Annotated in this window: 12 protein-coding genes; 2 read left to right on the forward strand and 10 right to left on the reverse strand. The window is 69.5% G+C overall.

Annotation, left to right across the window (positions count from 1 at the left end):
* Positions 1-106 precede the first annotated feature (106 nt).
* From araA to Aiant_RS06250, 5 genes are all read right to left on the reverse strand, one after another.
* Positions 107-1,591 (reverse strand): L-arabinose isomerase, encoded by a 1,485-nt coding sequence (araA, locus tag Aiant_RS06230; protein ID WP_189335168.1) that lies wholly within the window; start codon positions 1,589-1,591, stop codon positions 107-109.
* A complete protein-coding gene (gene yjfF / locus Aiant_RS06235; RefSeq protein WP_189335214.1) occupies positions 1,588-2,610 on the reverse strand; it encodes a galactofuranose ABC transporter, permease protein YjfF in 1,023 nt (340 codons plus the stop codon). Before yjfF ends, araA begins: the two co-directional genes overlap by 4 nt.
* Positions 2,611-2,618: 8 nt before the next feature.
* Positions 2,619-3,638 (reverse strand): ABC transporter permease, encoded by a 1,020-nt coding sequence (locus Aiant_RS06240; protein WP_189335167.1) that lies wholly within the window; start codon positions 3,636-3,638, stop codon positions 2,619-2,621.
* Positions 3,635-5,167 carry a sugar ABC transporter ATP-binding protein gene (locus Aiant_RS06245; protein ID WP_189335166.1) on the reverse strand — a complete coding sequence of 511 codons (1,533 nt, stop codon included), beginning with the start codon at positions 5,165-5,167 and terminating at the stop codon, positions 3,635-3,637. Before Aiant_RS06245 ends, Aiant_RS06240 begins: the two co-directional genes overlap by 4 nt.
* Before the next feature lie 67 nt (positions 5,168-5,234).
* Positions 5,235-6,227 carry an ABC transporter substrate-binding protein gene (locus Aiant_RS06250; RefSeq protein WP_189335213.1) on the reverse strand — a complete coding sequence of 331 codons (993 nt, stop codon included), beginning with the start codon at positions 6,225-6,227 and terminating at the stop codon, positions 5,235-5,237.
* Between the two features lie 319 nt (positions 6,228-6,546).
* Here Aiant_RS06250 and Aiant_RS06255 point away from each other — a divergent pair, with 319 nt between their 5' ends.
* On the forward strand, positions 6,547-7,548 hold the full coding sequence (locus tag Aiant_RS06255; protein ID WP_189335165.1) for a LacI family DNA-binding transcriptional regulator: 1,002 nt from the start codon (positions 6,547-6,549) through the stop codon (positions 7,546-7,548).
* A gap of 1,992 nt (positions 7,549-9,540) precedes the next feature.
* Here Aiant_RS06255 and Aiant_RS06260 read toward each other — a convergent pair.
* A complete protein-coding gene (locus Aiant_RS06260) occupies positions 9,541-10,473 on the reverse strand; it encodes a hypothetical protein (protein ID WP_189335164.1) in 933 nt (310 codons plus the stop codon).
* A 63-nt stretch (positions 10,474-10,536) separates the two neighbouring features.
* On the opposite strand from Aiant_RS06260, the gene Aiant_RS46435 reads away from it, so the two are divergent.
* Positions 10,537-11,283 carry a TetR/AcrR family transcriptional regulator gene (locus Aiant_RS46435; protein ID WP_189335163.1) on the forward strand — a complete coding sequence of 249 codons (747 nt, stop codon included), beginning with the start codon at positions 10,537-10,539 and terminating at the stop codon, positions 11,281-11,283.
* Positions 11,284-11,830: 547 nt separating this feature from the next.
* Here the strand turns inward: Aiant_RS46435 and araD are convergent.
* The 4 genes from araD to Aiant_RS06285 all read right to left on the reverse strand — a co-directional run bounded on the left by araD (position 11,831) and on the right by Aiant_RS06285 (position 15,988).
* Positions 11,831-12,544, reverse strand: a complete 714-nt coding sequence (araD, locus tag Aiant_RS06270) for an L-ribulose-5-phosphate 4-epimerase AraD (RefSeq protein ID WP_189335162.1) — start codon at positions 12,542-12,544, stop codon at positions 11,831-11,833.
* A gap of 101 nt (positions 12,545-12,645) precedes the next feature.
* Positions 12,646-13,692, reverse strand: a complete 1,047-nt coding sequence (pstS, locus tag Aiant_RS06275) for a phosphate ABC transporter substrate-binding protein PstS (protein ID WP_189335161.1) — start codon at positions 13,690-13,692, stop codon at positions 12,646-12,648.
* Between the two features lie 11 nt (positions 13,693-13,703).
* Positions 13,704-14,930, reverse strand: coding sequence for a hypothetical protein (locus Aiant_RS06280; RefSeq protein ID WP_229831149.1), 1,227 nt, complete (start codon positions 14,928-14,930; stop codon positions 13,704-13,706).
* Between the two features lie 278 nt (positions 14,931-15,208).
* On the reverse strand, positions 15,209-15,988 hold the full coding sequence (locus Aiant_RS06285) for an MBL fold metallo-hydrolase (protein WP_189335160.1): 780 nt from the start codon (positions 15,986-15,988) through the stop codon (positions 15,209-15,211).
* Positions 15,989-16,023 lie beyond the last annotated feature (35 nt).

The following is a 16,023-nucleotide window of genomic DNA, read 5'->3' on the forward strand; positions in this document are numbered from 1 at the left end:
TACGATCTGAGCACGGTTCTCTGCGAAGCGCGTGGACGGTGCGGTGGGCGTACCGAAAGAAAAGCGGTCGGCCCGGACCTGCCGAGCCGACCGCGAGTGGCGGCGATCAGCGGCCGAAGCCGCGGGCCAGCCGGTGGTACGCCTGGTTCCAGCGCACCTCCTTGGTGAACTGCCGGGTCGTCGTGGTCTCGTCGATCAGCAGCAGCTCGGTCCCGACCATGTCGGCCAGGTCCGCGAGCTCCTCCGCGCCCACCGCCGAGGAGAGCACGGTGTGGTGCGGGCCGCCCGCCGTGAGCCAGCACTCGGCCGACGTGGAGAGCGACGGGGCCGGCTTCCAGACCGCCCGGGCGACCGGCAGTTTCGGCAGCGGCGCGGTCGGCGGGACCACCTCGACCTCGTTGGCGACCAGGCGGAACCGCTCGCCCAGGTCGGCCAGGCCGAGCACGATGGCCTTGCCGGGGGCGGCGTCGAAGACCAGGCGGACCGGGTCCTCGCGGCCGCCGATGCCGAGCGGGTGGATCTCCAGCTTCGGCGTGCCGGCCGCGATCGACGGGCAGACCTCCAGCATGTGGGCGCCGAGGATGACCTCGTTGCCCGGCGTGAGGTCGTAGGTGTAGTCCTCCATGAAGGAGGTGGCGCCGCCCGGGACCATCGCCTTGAGGGTGTGCACCAGCACCGAGGTCTTCCAGTCGCCCTCGCCGCCGAAGCCGTAACCGTCGGCCATCAGGCGCTGCACGGCCAGGCCGGGCAGTTGACGGAGGCCGCCGAGGTCCTCGAAGTTGCTGGTGAACGCCTTGAAGCCGCCCTCGGTGAGGAACTGCCGGAGCCCGAGCTCGATCCGGGCGCCGTAGCGCAGCGACTCCTTGCGGTCGGCCAGCAGCTCGGCGGCGATCTCGTAGGTGTCCTGGTACTCGCTGACCAGCTTGTCGATCTCGGCGTCCTCGATCTGGTCCACCACCGCGACCAGGTCGTTGACCCCGTAGGTGTTGACCGAGACGCCGAACTTCAGCTGCGCCTCGACCTTGTCCCCCTCGGTCACCGCGACGTCGCGCATGTTGTCGCCGAACCGGGCCAGCTTCAGGTTGCGCATCGCCGAGTAGCCGCGCGCCGCCCGCACCCAGGTCGCGATCCGGTCCACCACGGCCGGGTTGCTGACGTGCCCGGCCACCGTCTTGCGCGGCACCCCGAGCCGGGCCTCGATGAACCCGAACTCGCGGTCGCCGTGCGCGGCCTGGTTCAGGTTCATGAAGTCCATGTCGATCTCGGACCAGGGCAGTGCCACGTTGTGCTGGGTGTGCAGGTGCAGCAACGGGGCGCGGAGCGCGTCCAGGCCGGCGATCCACATCTTGGCCGGCGAGAACGTGTGCATCCAGGTGATCACGCCGAGCACGCCCGGCGTCGACGAGGCCCGGCGGCAGATGTCCAGGATCTGCTCCGCGCTGGTCAGCACCGGCTGCCAGATCACGTCCGCGTCCAGCTTGCCGTCCAGCCGGCTCGCGATCTCGCGGGACTGCGAGGCGACCTGCTCCAGGGTCTCCGGTCCGTAGAGCCCCTGACTTCCGGTCAGGAACCAGATTTCCCCGTTGCTCATCGTGCCCTCCGTGTAACGAGTCGCTGCAGAACAATGAAGCCGAAGAGCAGGACGCCGACCACGATCCGGGTCCACGCCGCGTTCAGGTCGCCCTGGAAGTTGATGATGGTCGAGATCAGGCCGAAGACCATCACGCCGAGCAGGGTGCCGAAAACGTAGCCGGAACCGCCGGTGAGCAGCACGCCGCCGATCACGCAGGCGGCGATCGCGTCCAGCTCGGTGCCGGCGCCCTGGAGCGCGTGACCCGAGGTGGAGTTGATCGTGAACAGCACGCCGCCGAGCGCCGCGCAGAAGCCGCTGATCGTGTAGACCAGGACCCGGGTCCGGGCCACCGGCAGGCCCATCAGCAGCGCCGAGTCGGCGCTGCCGCCGATCGCGTAGACGTTGCGGCCGAACCGGGTCCAGGCCAGCACCGCGGCGGCGATCAGCACGACGACCAGCGCCACCACCGCGATCAGCGTGGTCTTGACGCCGTCGAAGAGCGGGATGCGCAGGTCGGAGAGCGTCACCCAGAGCTTGTCCCGGATCGGGATGGACTCCTGGTTGATGTAGAGCGCCAGGCCCCGGGCCAGGAACAGCCCGGCCAGCGTGGCGATGAACGGCTCCACCTTGAAGTACTGGATCACTGCGCCCATGCCGCTGCCCAGCAGCGCGCCGAGCACCAGGACCAGCGGCAGGACGAGCAGTGGCGGCCAGCCGCCCTGCAGCAGCGTCGCGGTGAGCGTGGTGGTCAGCGAGATGACCGCGCCGACCGACAGGTCGATGCCCCCGGTGAGGATCACGAAGGTCATCCCGACCGCGACCACCAGCAGCACCGCGTTGTCGCGGAACAGGTTGACCACGACCCGGGGGTCGTCGAAGTGCGCCAGGTTCGCCAGGCCGCCGATGTACATGGCGAGCAGCAGGACCAGCGTCGCGAGGATCGGGATGTACTTGGCGTTCGGCCGGTAGACGCGGCGGCGTGGGTTGACCGGCGCGTTCTGCGCGATCTCCGGTGTCGCGTCGATCGTGGTCTTCATGCTCTCACTCATGCCGTCACCTCGGCTCGGACGGCGGGACGTGGCTTGAACCGCCCGAACACCTTCTCGCGGAAGACGGGCGACTGGGACAGGCAGAGCGCCACCACGATGACCGCCTTGAACAGCAGCGTGGCCTTGGGCGGCACGCCGACGCCGACCACGGTGACGGTCAGCGTCTGGATCAGCAGCGCGCCGATCACCGTACCGATGATCGAGAACCGGCCGCCGATCAGCGCGGTGCCCCCGATCACCACGGCCAGGATGGCGTCCAGCTCGATCAGGTCGCCGGCGTGGATGCTGTCCGCGCTCTTGATGTCGGCGGAGACGATCAGGCCGGCCAGACCGGCGAAGGCGCCGGACACGACGTACACCATCATGGTGATCCGGCGGGCCCGGATGCCGGCCAGCCGGCTGGCCGCCGGGCTGCCGCCGACCGACTCCAGCAGCAGGCCCAGGGCGGTCCGCCGGGTCAGCACCGCGGTCAGCGCGACCGCGGCCATCGCGATCAGGAAGGCCACCGGCAGGGTCAGGAAGAAGCCGGTGGCGATGCTCGCGTACGGGTTGGACTGCACGTTGATGATCTGACCATCGGTGATCAGCTGGGCCAGACCGCGGCCGGCCACCATCAGGATCAGCGTGGCGATGATCGGCTGGATGCCGACGACCGCGACCAGCGTGCCGTTCCAGAGGCCGAGCAGGGCCGAGACGCCGATCGAGACGGCCACGATGAGCAGCACCGCGCCGACCGCGTTCTGATCACTCAGATCCTTGATCAGCAGACAGGCCACCGCGCCGGAGATCGCCATCACCGAGCCCACCGACAGGTCGATGCCCCCGGTCGAGATGACCAGCGTCATGCCGAGCGCGACCAGCATCAGCGGAGCGCTGCCCCGGATGATGTCGATCAGCGTCCCGAACAGGTGCCCGTCGTGGATGGTGAGGAACTCATGGGACGTGAACACGTTGACGATCAGCATCGCCACCAGGATGGCGATCGGCCAGAACAGCCGGTTCTTCAGGAAGGTCATGAGGTTGCTCCGCTGGCGATGGTCTGCATGATGCGGTCGGCGTCGACCTCGGCGGTGTTCTCCAGCTCCTCGACCAGCCGCCGGTCCCGCAGGACCGCGATCTTGTGGCTGAGCCGGAGCACCTCCTCCAGCTCGGCGCTGACGAAGAGCACCGCCATGCCGCCGTCGGACAGCTCGGCGACCAGTTTCTGGATCTCCGCCTTGGCGCCGACGTCGATGCCCCGGGTCGGCTCGTCGATGATCAGCAGCCGCGGCTCGGTGATCAGCCAGCGGGCCAGCAGCACCTTCTGCTGGTTGCCGCCGGACAGGTTGCGCACCGGGCGCTCCGGGTCGGCCGGCCGGATCTGCAAGGCCTTGATGTACTTGTCGACGATCTCGTCCTGCTTGCGGCGCGGGATCGGCCGGGTCCAGCCGCGGGACGCCTGCAGCGCCAGGATGATGTTCTCCCGGACGCTGAGGTCGCCGATGATGCCCTCGGTGCGGCGGTTCTCCGAGGAGAAGGCGATCCCCCGCTTCATCGCCACCTGCGGGTCGCGCAGCGCGACCAGCTTGCCGTCCACGCTGAACTCGCCCTGGTCCGGCTTGTCCGCGCCGAAGAGCAGCCGGGCCAGCTCGGTGCGACCGGAGCCGAGCAGGCCGGCCAGGCCGACCACCTCGCCCTCGTGGATGGTCAGGTCGAACGGGGCGATCGCACCCGTCCGGCCGACCCCCGTGGCCTGCAGGATCGGCTGGGCGTTGGCGGACCTGGTCCGGGACCGCTGGGCCTTGTCCTCCAGGCCCTCCAGCGTCGCCAGCGCCTTGCCGATCATCTTCTCGACCAGCTGCACCTGGGGCAGTTCGGCGGTCTGGTACTCGCCGATCAGCTGGCCGTTGCGCAGCACGGTGAGCCGGTCGGAGATCTCGTAGATCTGGTCGAGGAAGTGCGAGACGAACAGGATCGCCACGCCCTCGGACTTGAGCCGGCGCATCACCCGGAACAGTTGCTCGACCTCGGAGGCGTCCAGGCTGGAGGTGGGCTCGTCGAGGATCAGGACCCGCGCCTCGATGTCGACCGCCCGGGCGATCGCCACCATCTGCTGGATGGCCAGCGAGTAGGTGCTCAGCGGCGCGGACACGTCCAGGTCCAGGTCGAGCCGCTGGAGCAGCTCGGCGGCCCGGCGGCGCATCTGCCCCCAGCGGATCTTGCCGAAGGTCCGCGGCTCCCGGCCGATGAAGATGTTCTCCGCGACGGTGAGGTTGGTGCAGAGGTTGACCTCTTGGTAGACGGTGCTGATGCCCGCCTTCTGGGCGGCCAGCGGCCCGGTGATCCGGACGACCTCACCGCCCAGCTTGATGTCGCCGCCGTCGATCTCGTAGACGCCGGTGAGCACCTTGATCAGGGTGGATTTGCCGGCGCCGTTCTCCCCCATCAGGGCGTGCACCTCGCCGGGGAACAAACGGAAGTCGACGCCGTCCAGGGCGACGACGCCGGGGAAGACCTTGCGAATGCCGGCCATCTCGAGGACCGGTTTTGTGGTGGGTTCGCCCATCGTGCGCTCCGTTCCGCGCGGTGCGGTCCACCCCGAGGGCCTCGGGGTGGACCGCACCTGCCGTGAATCAGTACTGGCGGGTCGGGAGAGCGGCCTTGGCCTGCTCCTGGGTGAAGGTCGTCTCCTGGGTGAGGACCCGCTGCGGGACCTCCTCCTTGTTCTTGACCTTCTTGGCCAGGTCCATCAGCTGCGGGCCGAGGAGCGGGCTGCACTCCACGATGAAGTTGATCTTGCCCTCGGAGAGCGCCGTCATGCCGTCCTTGACCGCGTCCACCGTGATGATCTGGATGTCCTTGCCCGGCTTCTTGCCGGCCGCCTCGATCGCCTCGATGGCACCGAGACCCATGTCGTCATTGTGCGCGTAGAGCACGTCGATGTCCGGGGTGGACTGCAGGATGCTCTGCATCACCGTCTTGCCCTCGGCCCGGGTGAAGTTGCCGGACTGGGACTTGACGATCTTGATGTTCGGGTTCGCCTTGATCGCCTCGGCGAAGCCCTTCTGCCGGTCGATCGCCGGCGCGGAGCCGACGGTGCCCTGCAGCTCGACGACGTTCACCGGGCCGGTCTTGCCCTCGTTCTGCTTGACCAGCCAGTCGCCGGCCTCCTTGCCCTCCTTGACGAAGTCCGAGCCGAGGAAGGTCTTGTACAGCGAGGTGTCCTGCGAGTCGACCGCGCGGTCGGTCAGGATCACCGGGATGCCGGCGTCCTTGGCGTCCTTGAGCACCGAGTCCCAGCCGGAGGTGACCACCGGCGAGAACGCGATGACGTCGACCTTCTGCGTGATGAAGCCGCGGATCGCCTCGATCTGCTTCTCCTGCTTGCCCTGGGCGTCGGAGAACTTCAGGTCGACGCCCTCCTTCGCGGCGGAGTCCTGGATCGACTTGGTGTTGGCGGTACGCCAGCCGCTCTCCGCGCCGACCTGGGAGAAGCCCATCACCAGCTTGTCGCTGCTCGAACCGCCCGAGCTGGCGGTGTCGTCGCTCTTGTCGCCACAGCCGGCGAGTGCCGACACGGCCAGCAGGCCCGTCAGCGCCGCCGCCATCATCTTCACGCGCACCATTACCTCCATAACTGTTACCGTTAACAAACAAGCCAGCGCCTGACAGCACGAGTCAAAGCTGGGGAGATTGCCGAGTCGCTGCGACCGCGGTCACAGCTTGCGTTTCGTGAGTGTTACCGTTCTCAACGTGCGCGTCAAGAGATCAGTTTCGCTGTTTCAGCCAGATTGCAAGAACGGCGTTATCACTCGCAGCCATCACCCGGTCACCTGGTAGACACGTCCAATGCCGACCTCGGACCCGGCGCCGGACCTGGAACCGGCTGCCCACATGCCCTCACCCGCCCCTCGGCCGCGATCCGGCAAAGAGCGGGGAAGCGTCATGCGTGACGTCGCGAAACTGGCCGGCGTGTCCCACCAGACCGTCTCCCGCGTGATCAACGAGCATCCCAACGTTCGGGCGGAAACCCGGGAACGCGTGCTCGCCGCGATGCGCTCGCTCAACTACCGGCGCAACCTCGCGGCCCGCACGCTGGCCACCCGCGAGTCCGGCACGCTCGGCATCATCGGCTTCGAGACCACGCTCTTCGGCCCGGAGTCGATGCTTTACGGCATCGAGAGCGCCGCGCGGGCCGCCGGATACCTGGTCAGCGTCGCGACCGTGCGCGAGCTGGCGCACCGCCCGGTCCTGGAAGCGGTCGACCGGCTCGCGCAGCACGACGTCGACGGGATCATCGCGATCGCCCCGAAACCCGCCGTCACCACCGCGCTCACCCACGCGCCGACCGGTTTGGCGTGCGTCGCGGTGGGCGGCGCCGGTTCCGGCTCCGAGCCGTTCCCTACGGTACGCGTGGACAACGCGGCCGGGGCTCGCATCGCCACCCAGCACCTGCTCGACCTGGGCCACGCCACGGTGCACCATGCGGCCGGGCCGCCCGACTGGCCCGAGGCGCAGGCCCGGGTGGACGGGTGGCGCGAGACGCTGTACGCGGCCGGGGCGGTGGTGCCGCCGGTGACGCCGGGCTGGTGGGACGCGGCGGCCGGTTACGAGCAGGGGCGGCGGCTGGCCGCTGATCCGGCGGTGACGGCGGTGTTCTGCGCCAACGACCGGATCGCGCTGGGCATGCTGCGGGCGCTGCACGAGGCGGGGCGGCGGGTGCCGGAGGACGTGAGCGTGGTCGGGTTCGACGACATGCCGGACTCGGGGTACTTTCTGCCGCCGTTGACCACGGTGCACCAGGACTTCGCGGAGATGGGACGGCGCGCGTTGGCGCTGCTGCTGGACCACATGGCCTACGAGGACGGCGCCACCCCACTGGCGAACGTGGTGGTCGCCCCGGAGCTGGTGCTGCGCGGGAGCACAGCCCCGCGGCACACCCCCTGATCCCGCTCACTCCCACCCTGGGTCGATCCTGATCACCCGCAACGGTGAATGAACCCGCACCCGCCCGGCCATCGCCGTTACAGTCCGAGGGGTGCTCGACGGCGACACACGGTCATCGATCGACCCGGCACCCTGCCGGGCTCGCCGAGCGTGCCGGTTGTCCGATATCGTCGGTGGCCCAGGTTGCTCGTGCGCGGCGCTCGTGCGCCGCGGGGCCCAGACGTTCTTGCCGGGACGCCGTGCCTTCTGGACGCCGCCTCCATCCGCCTGCCCGCGGACGTTGGTTCATCCCAGGTGTGCCGACACCGGGTTGCAGCGCACCACCTGTCCCGACAACGCTCAGCCTCCTGTCGCGACGAGGGTCCAGCCCGGTTGCCCCTACACCGGTTCAGCCCACCGCCTGTCTCGACAGCGGCCCAGCCCAGTTGTCCCTACCCCGGTTCAGCCCACCCCCTGTCTCGACACCGGCCCAGCCCAGTTGCCCCGGGCGCCCGGCCGGCTCTTTCCCTCCACGCGCATCACGAAATTTCAGGAGGTTTGGACAACTCTCCGTCCGTCAGATTTGAACCAGAGGCCGCTGAACTGCTGCGTTGAGCGACGAAAGGACCGGTGATCGCGTTGGGATCAGAATCCGGATTTCCCGGAAACATCCCTGGATGGCTAGGCCGCCGCAGGCACCCCCGGCTCTCCGGCACACTCCGCATCCGCGACGCCCTCGGTCATGACGTCACCGTCCCGCTCCGCGGCCGAGCCGCCGTCCTCACCACCGGTGGCACCGGACTGACCGGCCGGGGCGAAGTCTGGGCCGTCCACACCGATCCGGACGCCAGCACCACCAGCCTGATGATCTGTTACGGCCGAACCAACGCCACCGACACCCGCGAATCCGGCATCTGCCCACCCGGCGCCACCGTCACTCTCGCCGGCACCCAGTTCACCTGGCACTGCCCAAGCCCACACCCGGAACCACCCGCCACCTCCAGCTCAAGCCCCAAGCCGCCCGCTGTCAGCTCAATCCCCCAGCCGCCCGCTGTCAGCTCAAGCCCAGCACCTCCAGCCGGAAGTCCGATCGCGGCACCGCGACCCGCGAGCTCAACCCCAGCATCGCCGGCGGCACGCCCCCTTTCAGCACCGCCGGTGGCACGCCCTCTTTCAGCACCGCCGGTCGCCGACCCAACGCCCACATCGCCGGTCGCCATCCCGCTGCCCCGATCCGCCCCGGCCGACCAGACCGCCACGAGCGCCGCAGCCTCGAAGCGCCAGGAACCCGAAAACGCCGCAGCCACCGCGATGCACGACGCCGGCCCCACTGCATCCGACCGGACCGAAGAGACCAGTCACCCCGGCAACCCCGGCACTCGAAATGACGCAGTCACCCACGGCAGCGACACCACAGACCCTGTAGCCCCAGAAAGCACCGCGACTACAGACCCCGCCGCCTCGGGAAACACCGCAACCACCAACCTCGCCGCCCCAGAAAGCACCGCAACCACCAACCCCGCCGCCCCGGGAAACACCGCAACCACCAACCTCGCCGCCCCAGAAAGCACCGCAACCACCAACCCCGCCGCGCCAGGAAACACCGCAACCACAGACCCCGCAGGCCCAGACAGCAAAGACACCATCACAGACAGCCGCAACCGTAGAGCCGCCGCAGCCAGCCACAGCAGCGACATCACAGACGGCGCAGCCAGCCACAGCAGCGACACCACAGACGGCGCAGCCAGCCACAGCCCCGGCGTCGGCATCACCACAGCTGCCGATAGCCCCGACACGGGAACCGCCGATGCCACCGGGAGCCGCGAAACCGGCAACCTCGCCCCGCTGGCCGGCCGTGACCCGAGCCCGAACCGCAACGTTAGGCCGCCCCTCCCCCGAGCCGGCAACCGCCGATCCGCGACTCCCGGATCACGGCGACCCTCGCCCGAGTTCTGAAGGGCCCCTCCCCCAGCCCACGAACAGCCGGCGCCTGTCGGCCTAGGTGGTCCTGGCCTAAGTGACCTCAGCGACAAGGTCGCGGAAGGTGGCGAAGGCAGGCTTCGGCGTGTAGTCGTCGCGGAGAAGACCCAGCTGAAACAACGGGTTGGGGGTGGCGGAATTGGCGTCGCGCAGGGCGTGGTGTTCGTAGGTGTCGATGTTGAGGCGGCCGGCGTGCACGGCCACCAGCTTGACGACCAGGGACACCACCTCGGCCTGGCGGGCCTCGGAGCGGCCCGGCCCGGTGCCCCAGCCATGCTCGGAGATGTGGATCGGAACGGTGTCCGGCAGGCCGGCCGCGGCCAGGCTCTGGGTGCGGAATGCCGTCAAGGCGGCGGTGACCACCTCGGACAAGTGGTCGGGCGCGATGGGACGGAAGACGTCCGGGAAGAAGTCGAGACCCACGTAGTCGACGGCGGCGCGGAACTCGTCGCCGCCGCGTTTGCCGAGGTCGGTCCAGAATTCCTGGGCCGGATCGAAGTCCAGGGTGGAGTTGCAGCCGATCTGGACATCCAGCCCCAGACGGCCGGCCTCGCGTCTGGCCTCGAGAACGCCGGTGATCAGAGCGTCGCGGACCACCGGGGAGCCGCCGTCACCGCCGAGGCCTGCTTGATTCGGCTCCTCGGTGATCTGGAGGCAGGCCAGACGCTCGCCGTGCAACCGCAGCTGAGTGCGGAGGAAGTCGTGCCAGCCGGTGAGGTCGGGGTTGTGTGAGCGGAAGCAGGTGACCAGGTCGAGCCGGCGGTGGGCGCCCACGAACTGGGCTGGATCGGGCGGGGCCTCGGGGACTCGGGGCGGCTCGTCGGCGTAGTGAACATAGCCACGGACCAGGGAGACGGCCAGCTCGTCCAGGGCGGCCGCGATCCTGGCCGGGTCATCGGGCGGGCCCTGGGTCTCGGGGTCGTCGGTGACGTGACCGCCCGGGTAGATGCCGAAGGTGAGAGTCATGCCCGAAGCATAGGCACATTCTTGGGGTCGCACCAAGTTTTAAGTCGCGCTATTATTTCTGCCATGGGGCTGCGGGAAGAGAAGAAGCAGGCGACCAGGACCGCGCTCGCGGACGCGGCGCTCAGGTTGTTCATGGAGCACGGGTTCGAGGGGGTCACCGTGGCCGACGTCGCGCACGTGGCGCGAGTCTCGGTCAACACGGTCTTCAACTACTTCCCGACGAAGGAGGACCTGTTCTTCGACCGGCAGGACGAGGTGATCGACCGGCTGCCGGCAGCGATCCGAGCGCGGGCGGCCGACGAGTCCATGGCAGCGGCAGCGCGGCGGGCGTTCCTGTCCGAGATCGACCGGCAGGAGGTGACGCTCGGGATGCATGCGGGGATCGCCGGGTTCTGGCGGGTGGTCGATGACAGCCCCTCGCTGCAGGGCGGCCTGCGGCGGCTGCGGGACCGGACGGAGTCCGCCCTGGCGGAGACCTTGCGCGAGGTGACCGACGCCGAGGAGGAGGACCCGATGCCCGAGGTCGCGGCCGCGATGCTGACAGCCGTCGACGCGGCGTTGCACGCCGAGATCCGGAGACGGGTGCTGGCCGGTGAGCACCCTGACGCGATTCGGGAGAGGGTGCGCGAGATGGCCGAGGTCGGCTTCGAGGCACTGGAGCACGGTCTGGCGACGTACGGAACAGGAGGCCATGCCGAGAAGGCGACAGGTGGCCACACCAAAAAGGCCGCAGGTAGCCGCGCGAAAAGGTCGACAGGCAGCAACGCCGGAAAGACAACGGGTAGCAACGCCGAGAAAGGCGCCAGGTGACCGCGAGGTCAGGGACGCGGACGACCACACCGGGAAGACGCCAAGTGATCCGCGGTAAGGACGCGGACGACCACGCCGAGAAAGGCGCCAGATGACCGAGAGGTAAGGACGCGGACAGCCACGGCGGGAAGACGCCAGGTGACCGAGAGGTAAGGACGCGTACGGCCACGCCGGGAAGATGCCAGGTGATCCGCGGTAAGGACGCGGACGGCCGCACCGGGAAGACGCCAGGTGGCGACGCTGGGAAGACGATTCGTTAGCCGTGCCGACAGGGCGACAGGGCGACAGGGCGATAGGGCGATAGGGCGATAGCAAGTCGTACCGGAAGGGGAGGGTGACCGGAATGCTCACCGCGACCAGCGGGTTTTTGCCGGCCCGGGCGATGCTCCCAGCCACGCCCGGGCCGGCGGGTCGCACATCCCCCGGCGAACTCAGCAGAAGCCGGGAGAGGGCGGCCCGAGAGGGCCCACCCACGAGCACACCACGTTCTGTTCGGTGCCTGCCGATCGCTGCCGCGGCGACGGGCAACGGGTGCGCCCGGGGTGGGTCAGGACTTGACGGCCGGGTTGCCGTAGTAGGCGCCCGGACCGTGTTTGCGCTTGAAGTGGCGCTCCTGCAAGTGCTGCGGGGTGGACGCGGCGGGGTTCAGCGCGAGCGTCTTGAGCGCCATCTCGGCGACCGCCTCCACGATGATCGCGTGCTCGACCGACTTCTTCGCCGAGGCGCCCCAGGTGAACGGGCCGTGGTTGGCGACCAGGGCGGCCGGCATGGCGGCCGCGGCCTCGTCGTCGCCGATCAGCTCGATGATCACCTGGCCGGTGTTGAACTCGTAGTCGTGCGCGCACTCCTCCGGGGTCAGGCCCCGGGTCACCGGCACCGGGCCGTTGAACGTGTCGGCGTGCGTCGTGCCGAGCACCGGGATGTCCCGGTGCGCCTGGGCGAACGCGACCGCGTTGGTGGAGTGGGTGTGGGTGATGCCGCCGATCGACGGCCACGCCAGGTAGAAAGCGCGGTGCGACTCGGTGTCGACCGACGGGCGCAGGTCGCCGCCGAGCACCTTGCCGGTCTCCAGATCGATCGGGACCAGCATGTCCGGGGTGAGGTCGTCATACGACACGCCGGACGGCTTGATCAGGAAGTAGCCGCCCGCGCGATCCACGCCGCTGACGTTGCCCCAGGTGAGCTGGGCCAAGCCGGCCTTCGGGATCACCTGGTTGGCCAGCCATACGTCCTGGCGCAGGGCATCCGACCCGATCGTCACGTCACCGCTTCCTCTCCCCGATTGTTAGCGCTCACCATACCTGCTCCCCTACTCCAAGGTAATGCCTCGGTAGGTAGCTTGTGAGCGCCAACACTCGTGAATCAGCGCAGGCCGGCGACCGCCGCGGAGACCTGCTCACGCAGCGTATCCGGCAGTGGCGCGTAACCGGCGCCGGACGCCGCGGCCTGCCCGGCCGGACTCGCCGCGTAGGACAGGAAGCCCCGCGCCACCGCGGACGCACCCCGCTTGCAGATCACCTCGTAAGTCACCTGCACGAGTGGGTAGGCACCACCGTACAGATCGTCGTAGTCGAACTCGAGCCGCAGATCACCGTCACCAGCGGGTTTCGCGGAAGCGACCGCCGTGGCCGCGGCTTCGTCGGTGGGCGGCGCGAAATCGCCGCGGGAGTCGCCGACCCGGGCCGTCGTCAGCTCGTTCACCCGGGCATAGGACGCCTCGACGTAACCGATCGCCCCGTCGGTGCGGGCGATCGCGGCGGCCAGCCGGTCACTGCCCCGGACCCCCAGACCACCCGGCGCCGGCCAGGCACTGCCTGTCGCGAACGGCCAGCCGGCGGTCCCGGCCAGGAACCGGGTGAAATTCGCCGTCGTGCCGGAGGTGTCCTCGCGGTGCACCGTGCGGATCGGCGTGGCCGGGAGCACCATCCGCGGATTGTCACCGGCGACCGCCTTGTCGTTCCAGGTGGTGACCTCGCCGGCAAAGATCTTCGCGATGGTGGCCGGGGTCAGCCGCAGGTCACCGACACCGGCCACGTTGTAGGCCAGCGCGATCGGCCCGATCACCAGCGGCAGGTGCACCGCCGGCGCGCCACCGCAGCGGGTGGCCGCGCTCGCCTGATCCGCGTCGCTGAGCACCGCATCGGTCCCGGCGAAATCACCGGTCCCGGCCAGGAACGCCGTGACGCCGGCACCGGAGCCGCTGCTCGCGTAGGCGACGGCCGCCCGCGCGCAGGCGATCTGATATCGCTTGATCCATTCGTTGACCGCGTTGGCCTGCGCGGACGAGCCCTGCCCGCTCGCCTCACCGGACGCGCAGGACACCGGATCGTCGACCTGCTCCGGCGCTTCGCAGGCGGACACCAGCAGGAGGGCGGCGAGCGCGGCCACCGCCACGAGAGCCTTCTTCATCGTCGAACCTCTCACCGATACTCCGCGAGCCGCCGCCGCACACCGAGCGGCACCAGCAGGATCACCACGCCAAGACCCACGATCGGGACGACCACCCCGCCACGCAGCGCTCTCTCCGCACCACGCAATTCACGATCAAAACCCGCTTTGCGTACGTCGGTGACGGCACCCACCGCGGCATCGAAGTACGCGAAGTCGAAAGCGGCGTCGCCCCGCCGGATGCCGGTCAGGGCATCGACTGCCGCCCCGGTCTTGCCGGCCTCGGCAAGCGTCAGGACTTTCTCGTGATCGCGCTGGTAGTCCTCCCAGCGCTGTCGCGCCTCGCCCCCGGCCACCCGCCCGATCTCGTCCGGGAGCGACCGGGACTTCGCGGTGAAGTCGTCCCGATAGAGGCCCAGGTTCGCGGCGACTACGTATCGACTGGTGTCAGCCGCGGCGTCGTAACCAACCGCGCGCAGTTGGGACAGTGCGAGGTACGGCGTCAGGTGATCGTCCCGGGCGGCGGACATCCGGCCGGCCTGCGCGCCCAGCACCACGGTCGCGGCGACACCGAGCACCAGGCTGAGCACCGTGGCACCGAGCAGCGCCGGGTTCACCGAGCGGCGGAAACGCCGGGCCATCCAGACCTGCAGCGTGATCAGCAGGACCACCAGGGTGCCGCCGAACAGCAGCACCAGGGTGTACCCGGTGGCCTCGGTGGCCCGCTTGCCGGCATAGGCCCGGTCGAGCCGGGTGGTGGCGGCGTCCCGGAGTTGCTCGGCGGCCGGCAGCAGACGCAGGTGCAGCACATTGGTGGCCTGGGTGTAATAGCCGAGAGCTTCGCCGGGGAGCCGGCCCGCCTGCCGACGGTCGACCCGGTCGGCGGCGGTCATGGTCTGGCCGACCCGCTGGTGGTAAACGGCCAGGCCGTCCAACAGGTCGACCACGACGGCCTGGCCGGCGACGTCGGTCCCGCCGCTCGCGGCGAGCATCCGCTCGAGGTCGGCGTCGACCTGGCGGGAGCGCTCGCGATAGGCGCCCAGGGCATCGACCCGGGTGCCGGCCAGGGCGTCCGAGTCGCCGGTCAGCAGCAGGCGGGTGGCCTGCGCGTCCATGTCACTGAGCGCGAAATACAGGTCGGCCGCGGTGGCCGCCTGCGGCGCGGCCTCCCGGCCGATCACCCGGACCTGGCTCCGGATCCGGGCCATCACCAGGCTGGTCGCGAGGAGCAGGGCGGTGGCCGCGACGACCACGAGCACCGACCACAGTCGCAGACGCGCGGGTGTTTCATTCCGGACCAGATTACGGGCGGTATTCCTGGTCGTTTCCATGACCGCTGGCACGTCGGTCACGGTAACCCATTCCCGCAAAATTCCGGGCGTTTACCTTGCGTTCATTCATTGGTCGTTTGCGCAGGTGGGAGCGTTTACTAATGACTTCGGAGTGCATATTGAGGACCACGCCCGGAGAGCTGTCAGAAAACGATCAGCGAATATTCCCGGCCACGACGGATCCGGCTCGGAATCACGAGGACGGGTCAGGGGGTGGCCAGAGCCGCGTAAAGGACCGGGTCGTGGGCGGAGAGGAGGGTGAGGCCGGGGTCGGCCTGTTGGTGCAGCGCCGCCAGGCGAGCGTGGTTGGCGCGGACGCGGGCTCGGTCGAAGGCCACGCCGGTCTCGGCAAGCCGCAGGCCGAGGGGGACGCGAGTGCCGTCGAGGGTGCCACGGTGGTAGAAAGCGTCGCCGCAGTGCAGCAACCAGCGGGAGCCGGCGTCGACCGCGACGCAGGCGTGTCCGCGGGTGTGCCCGGGCAGCGAGATCAGGACGATGCCCGGGGCGATGTCGGTCAGCTCCTTGGCGGCGGCGAAACCGCGCCAGCTCTCGCCGTCCGGGGTGTGCTCGACCAGCTTGGGGCCGTGCGACCACTGGGCACTGCGGAACCGGCGGCGTTCGCCCCGGGTCGGCGGCCGCATGGCGCCCTCGACCTCGGCGGCGGTGACGTGCACCTGAGCGTGCGGGAAGTCGGCCAGGCCACCGATGTGGTCGATGTCGAAGTGGGTGACGACGATGTGGCGCACGTCGGCGGGGCGGAAGCCGAGCCGCTCGACCTGGACGACCGCGGTCTCCTCCCGGTCCAGGGCGGGACGCAGCAGGTGCCGGGGCGGGCCGAGGCGGCTCGCCGGGTCGGCCAGGTCGGCCAGGCCGAAGCCCGTGTCGACCAGCACCAGGCCGTTGTCGGTCTCGGCCAGCAGCACATGGCAGACCAGGTCGCCGCCGGGGGCGCGCATGGTGCCGCAGTTGAGGTGATGAACCCGCACGCCGCGAAGGTACGCCGAACCGCGCCAGAAAGCGA

This window comes from Actinoplanes ianthinogenes (genome assembly GCF_018324205.1).
GTDB lineage: Bacteria > Actinomycetota > Actinomycetes > Mycobacteriales > Micromonosporaceae > Actinoplanes > Actinoplanes ianthinogenes.

Bases quoted from the DNA above. Each gene is read 5' to 3' on its own strand.
- araA (WP_189335168.1), bottom strand. From the start codon at position 1,591: ATGAGCAACGGGGAAATCTGGTTCCTGACCGGAAGTCAGGGGCTCTAC.
- yjfF (WP_189335214.1), bottom strand. From the start codon at position 2,610: ATGAAGACCACGATCGACGCGACACCGGAGATCGCGCAGAACGCGCCG.
- Aiant_RS06240 (WP_189335167.1), bottom strand. From the start codon at position 3,638: ATGACCTTCCTGAAGAACCGGCTGTTCTGGCCGATCGCCATCCTGGTG.
- Aiant_RS06245 (WP_189335166.1), bottom strand. From the start codon at position 5,167: ATGGGCGAACCCACCACAAAACCGGTCCTCGAGATGGCCGGCATTCGC.
- Aiant_RS06250 (WP_189335213.1), bottom strand. From the start codon at position 6,227: ATGGTGCGCGTGAAGATGATGGCGGCGGCGCTGACGGGCCTGCTGGCC.
- Aiant_RS06255 (WP_189335165.1), top strand. From the start codon at position 6,547: ATGCGTGACGTCGCGAAACTGGCCGGCGTGTCCCACCAGACCGTCTCC.
- Aiant_RS06260 (WP_189335164.1), bottom strand. From the start codon at position 10,473: ATGACTCTCACCTTCGGCATCTACCCGGGCGGTCACGTCACCGACGAC.
- Aiant_RS46435 (WP_189335163.1), top strand. From the start codon at position 10,537: ATGGGGCTGCGGGAAGAGAAGAAGCAGGCGACCAGGACCGCGCTCGCG.
- pstS (WP_189335161.1), bottom strand. From the start codon at position 13,692: ATGAAGAAGGCTCTCGTGGCGGTGGCCGCGCTCGCCGCCCTCCTGCTG.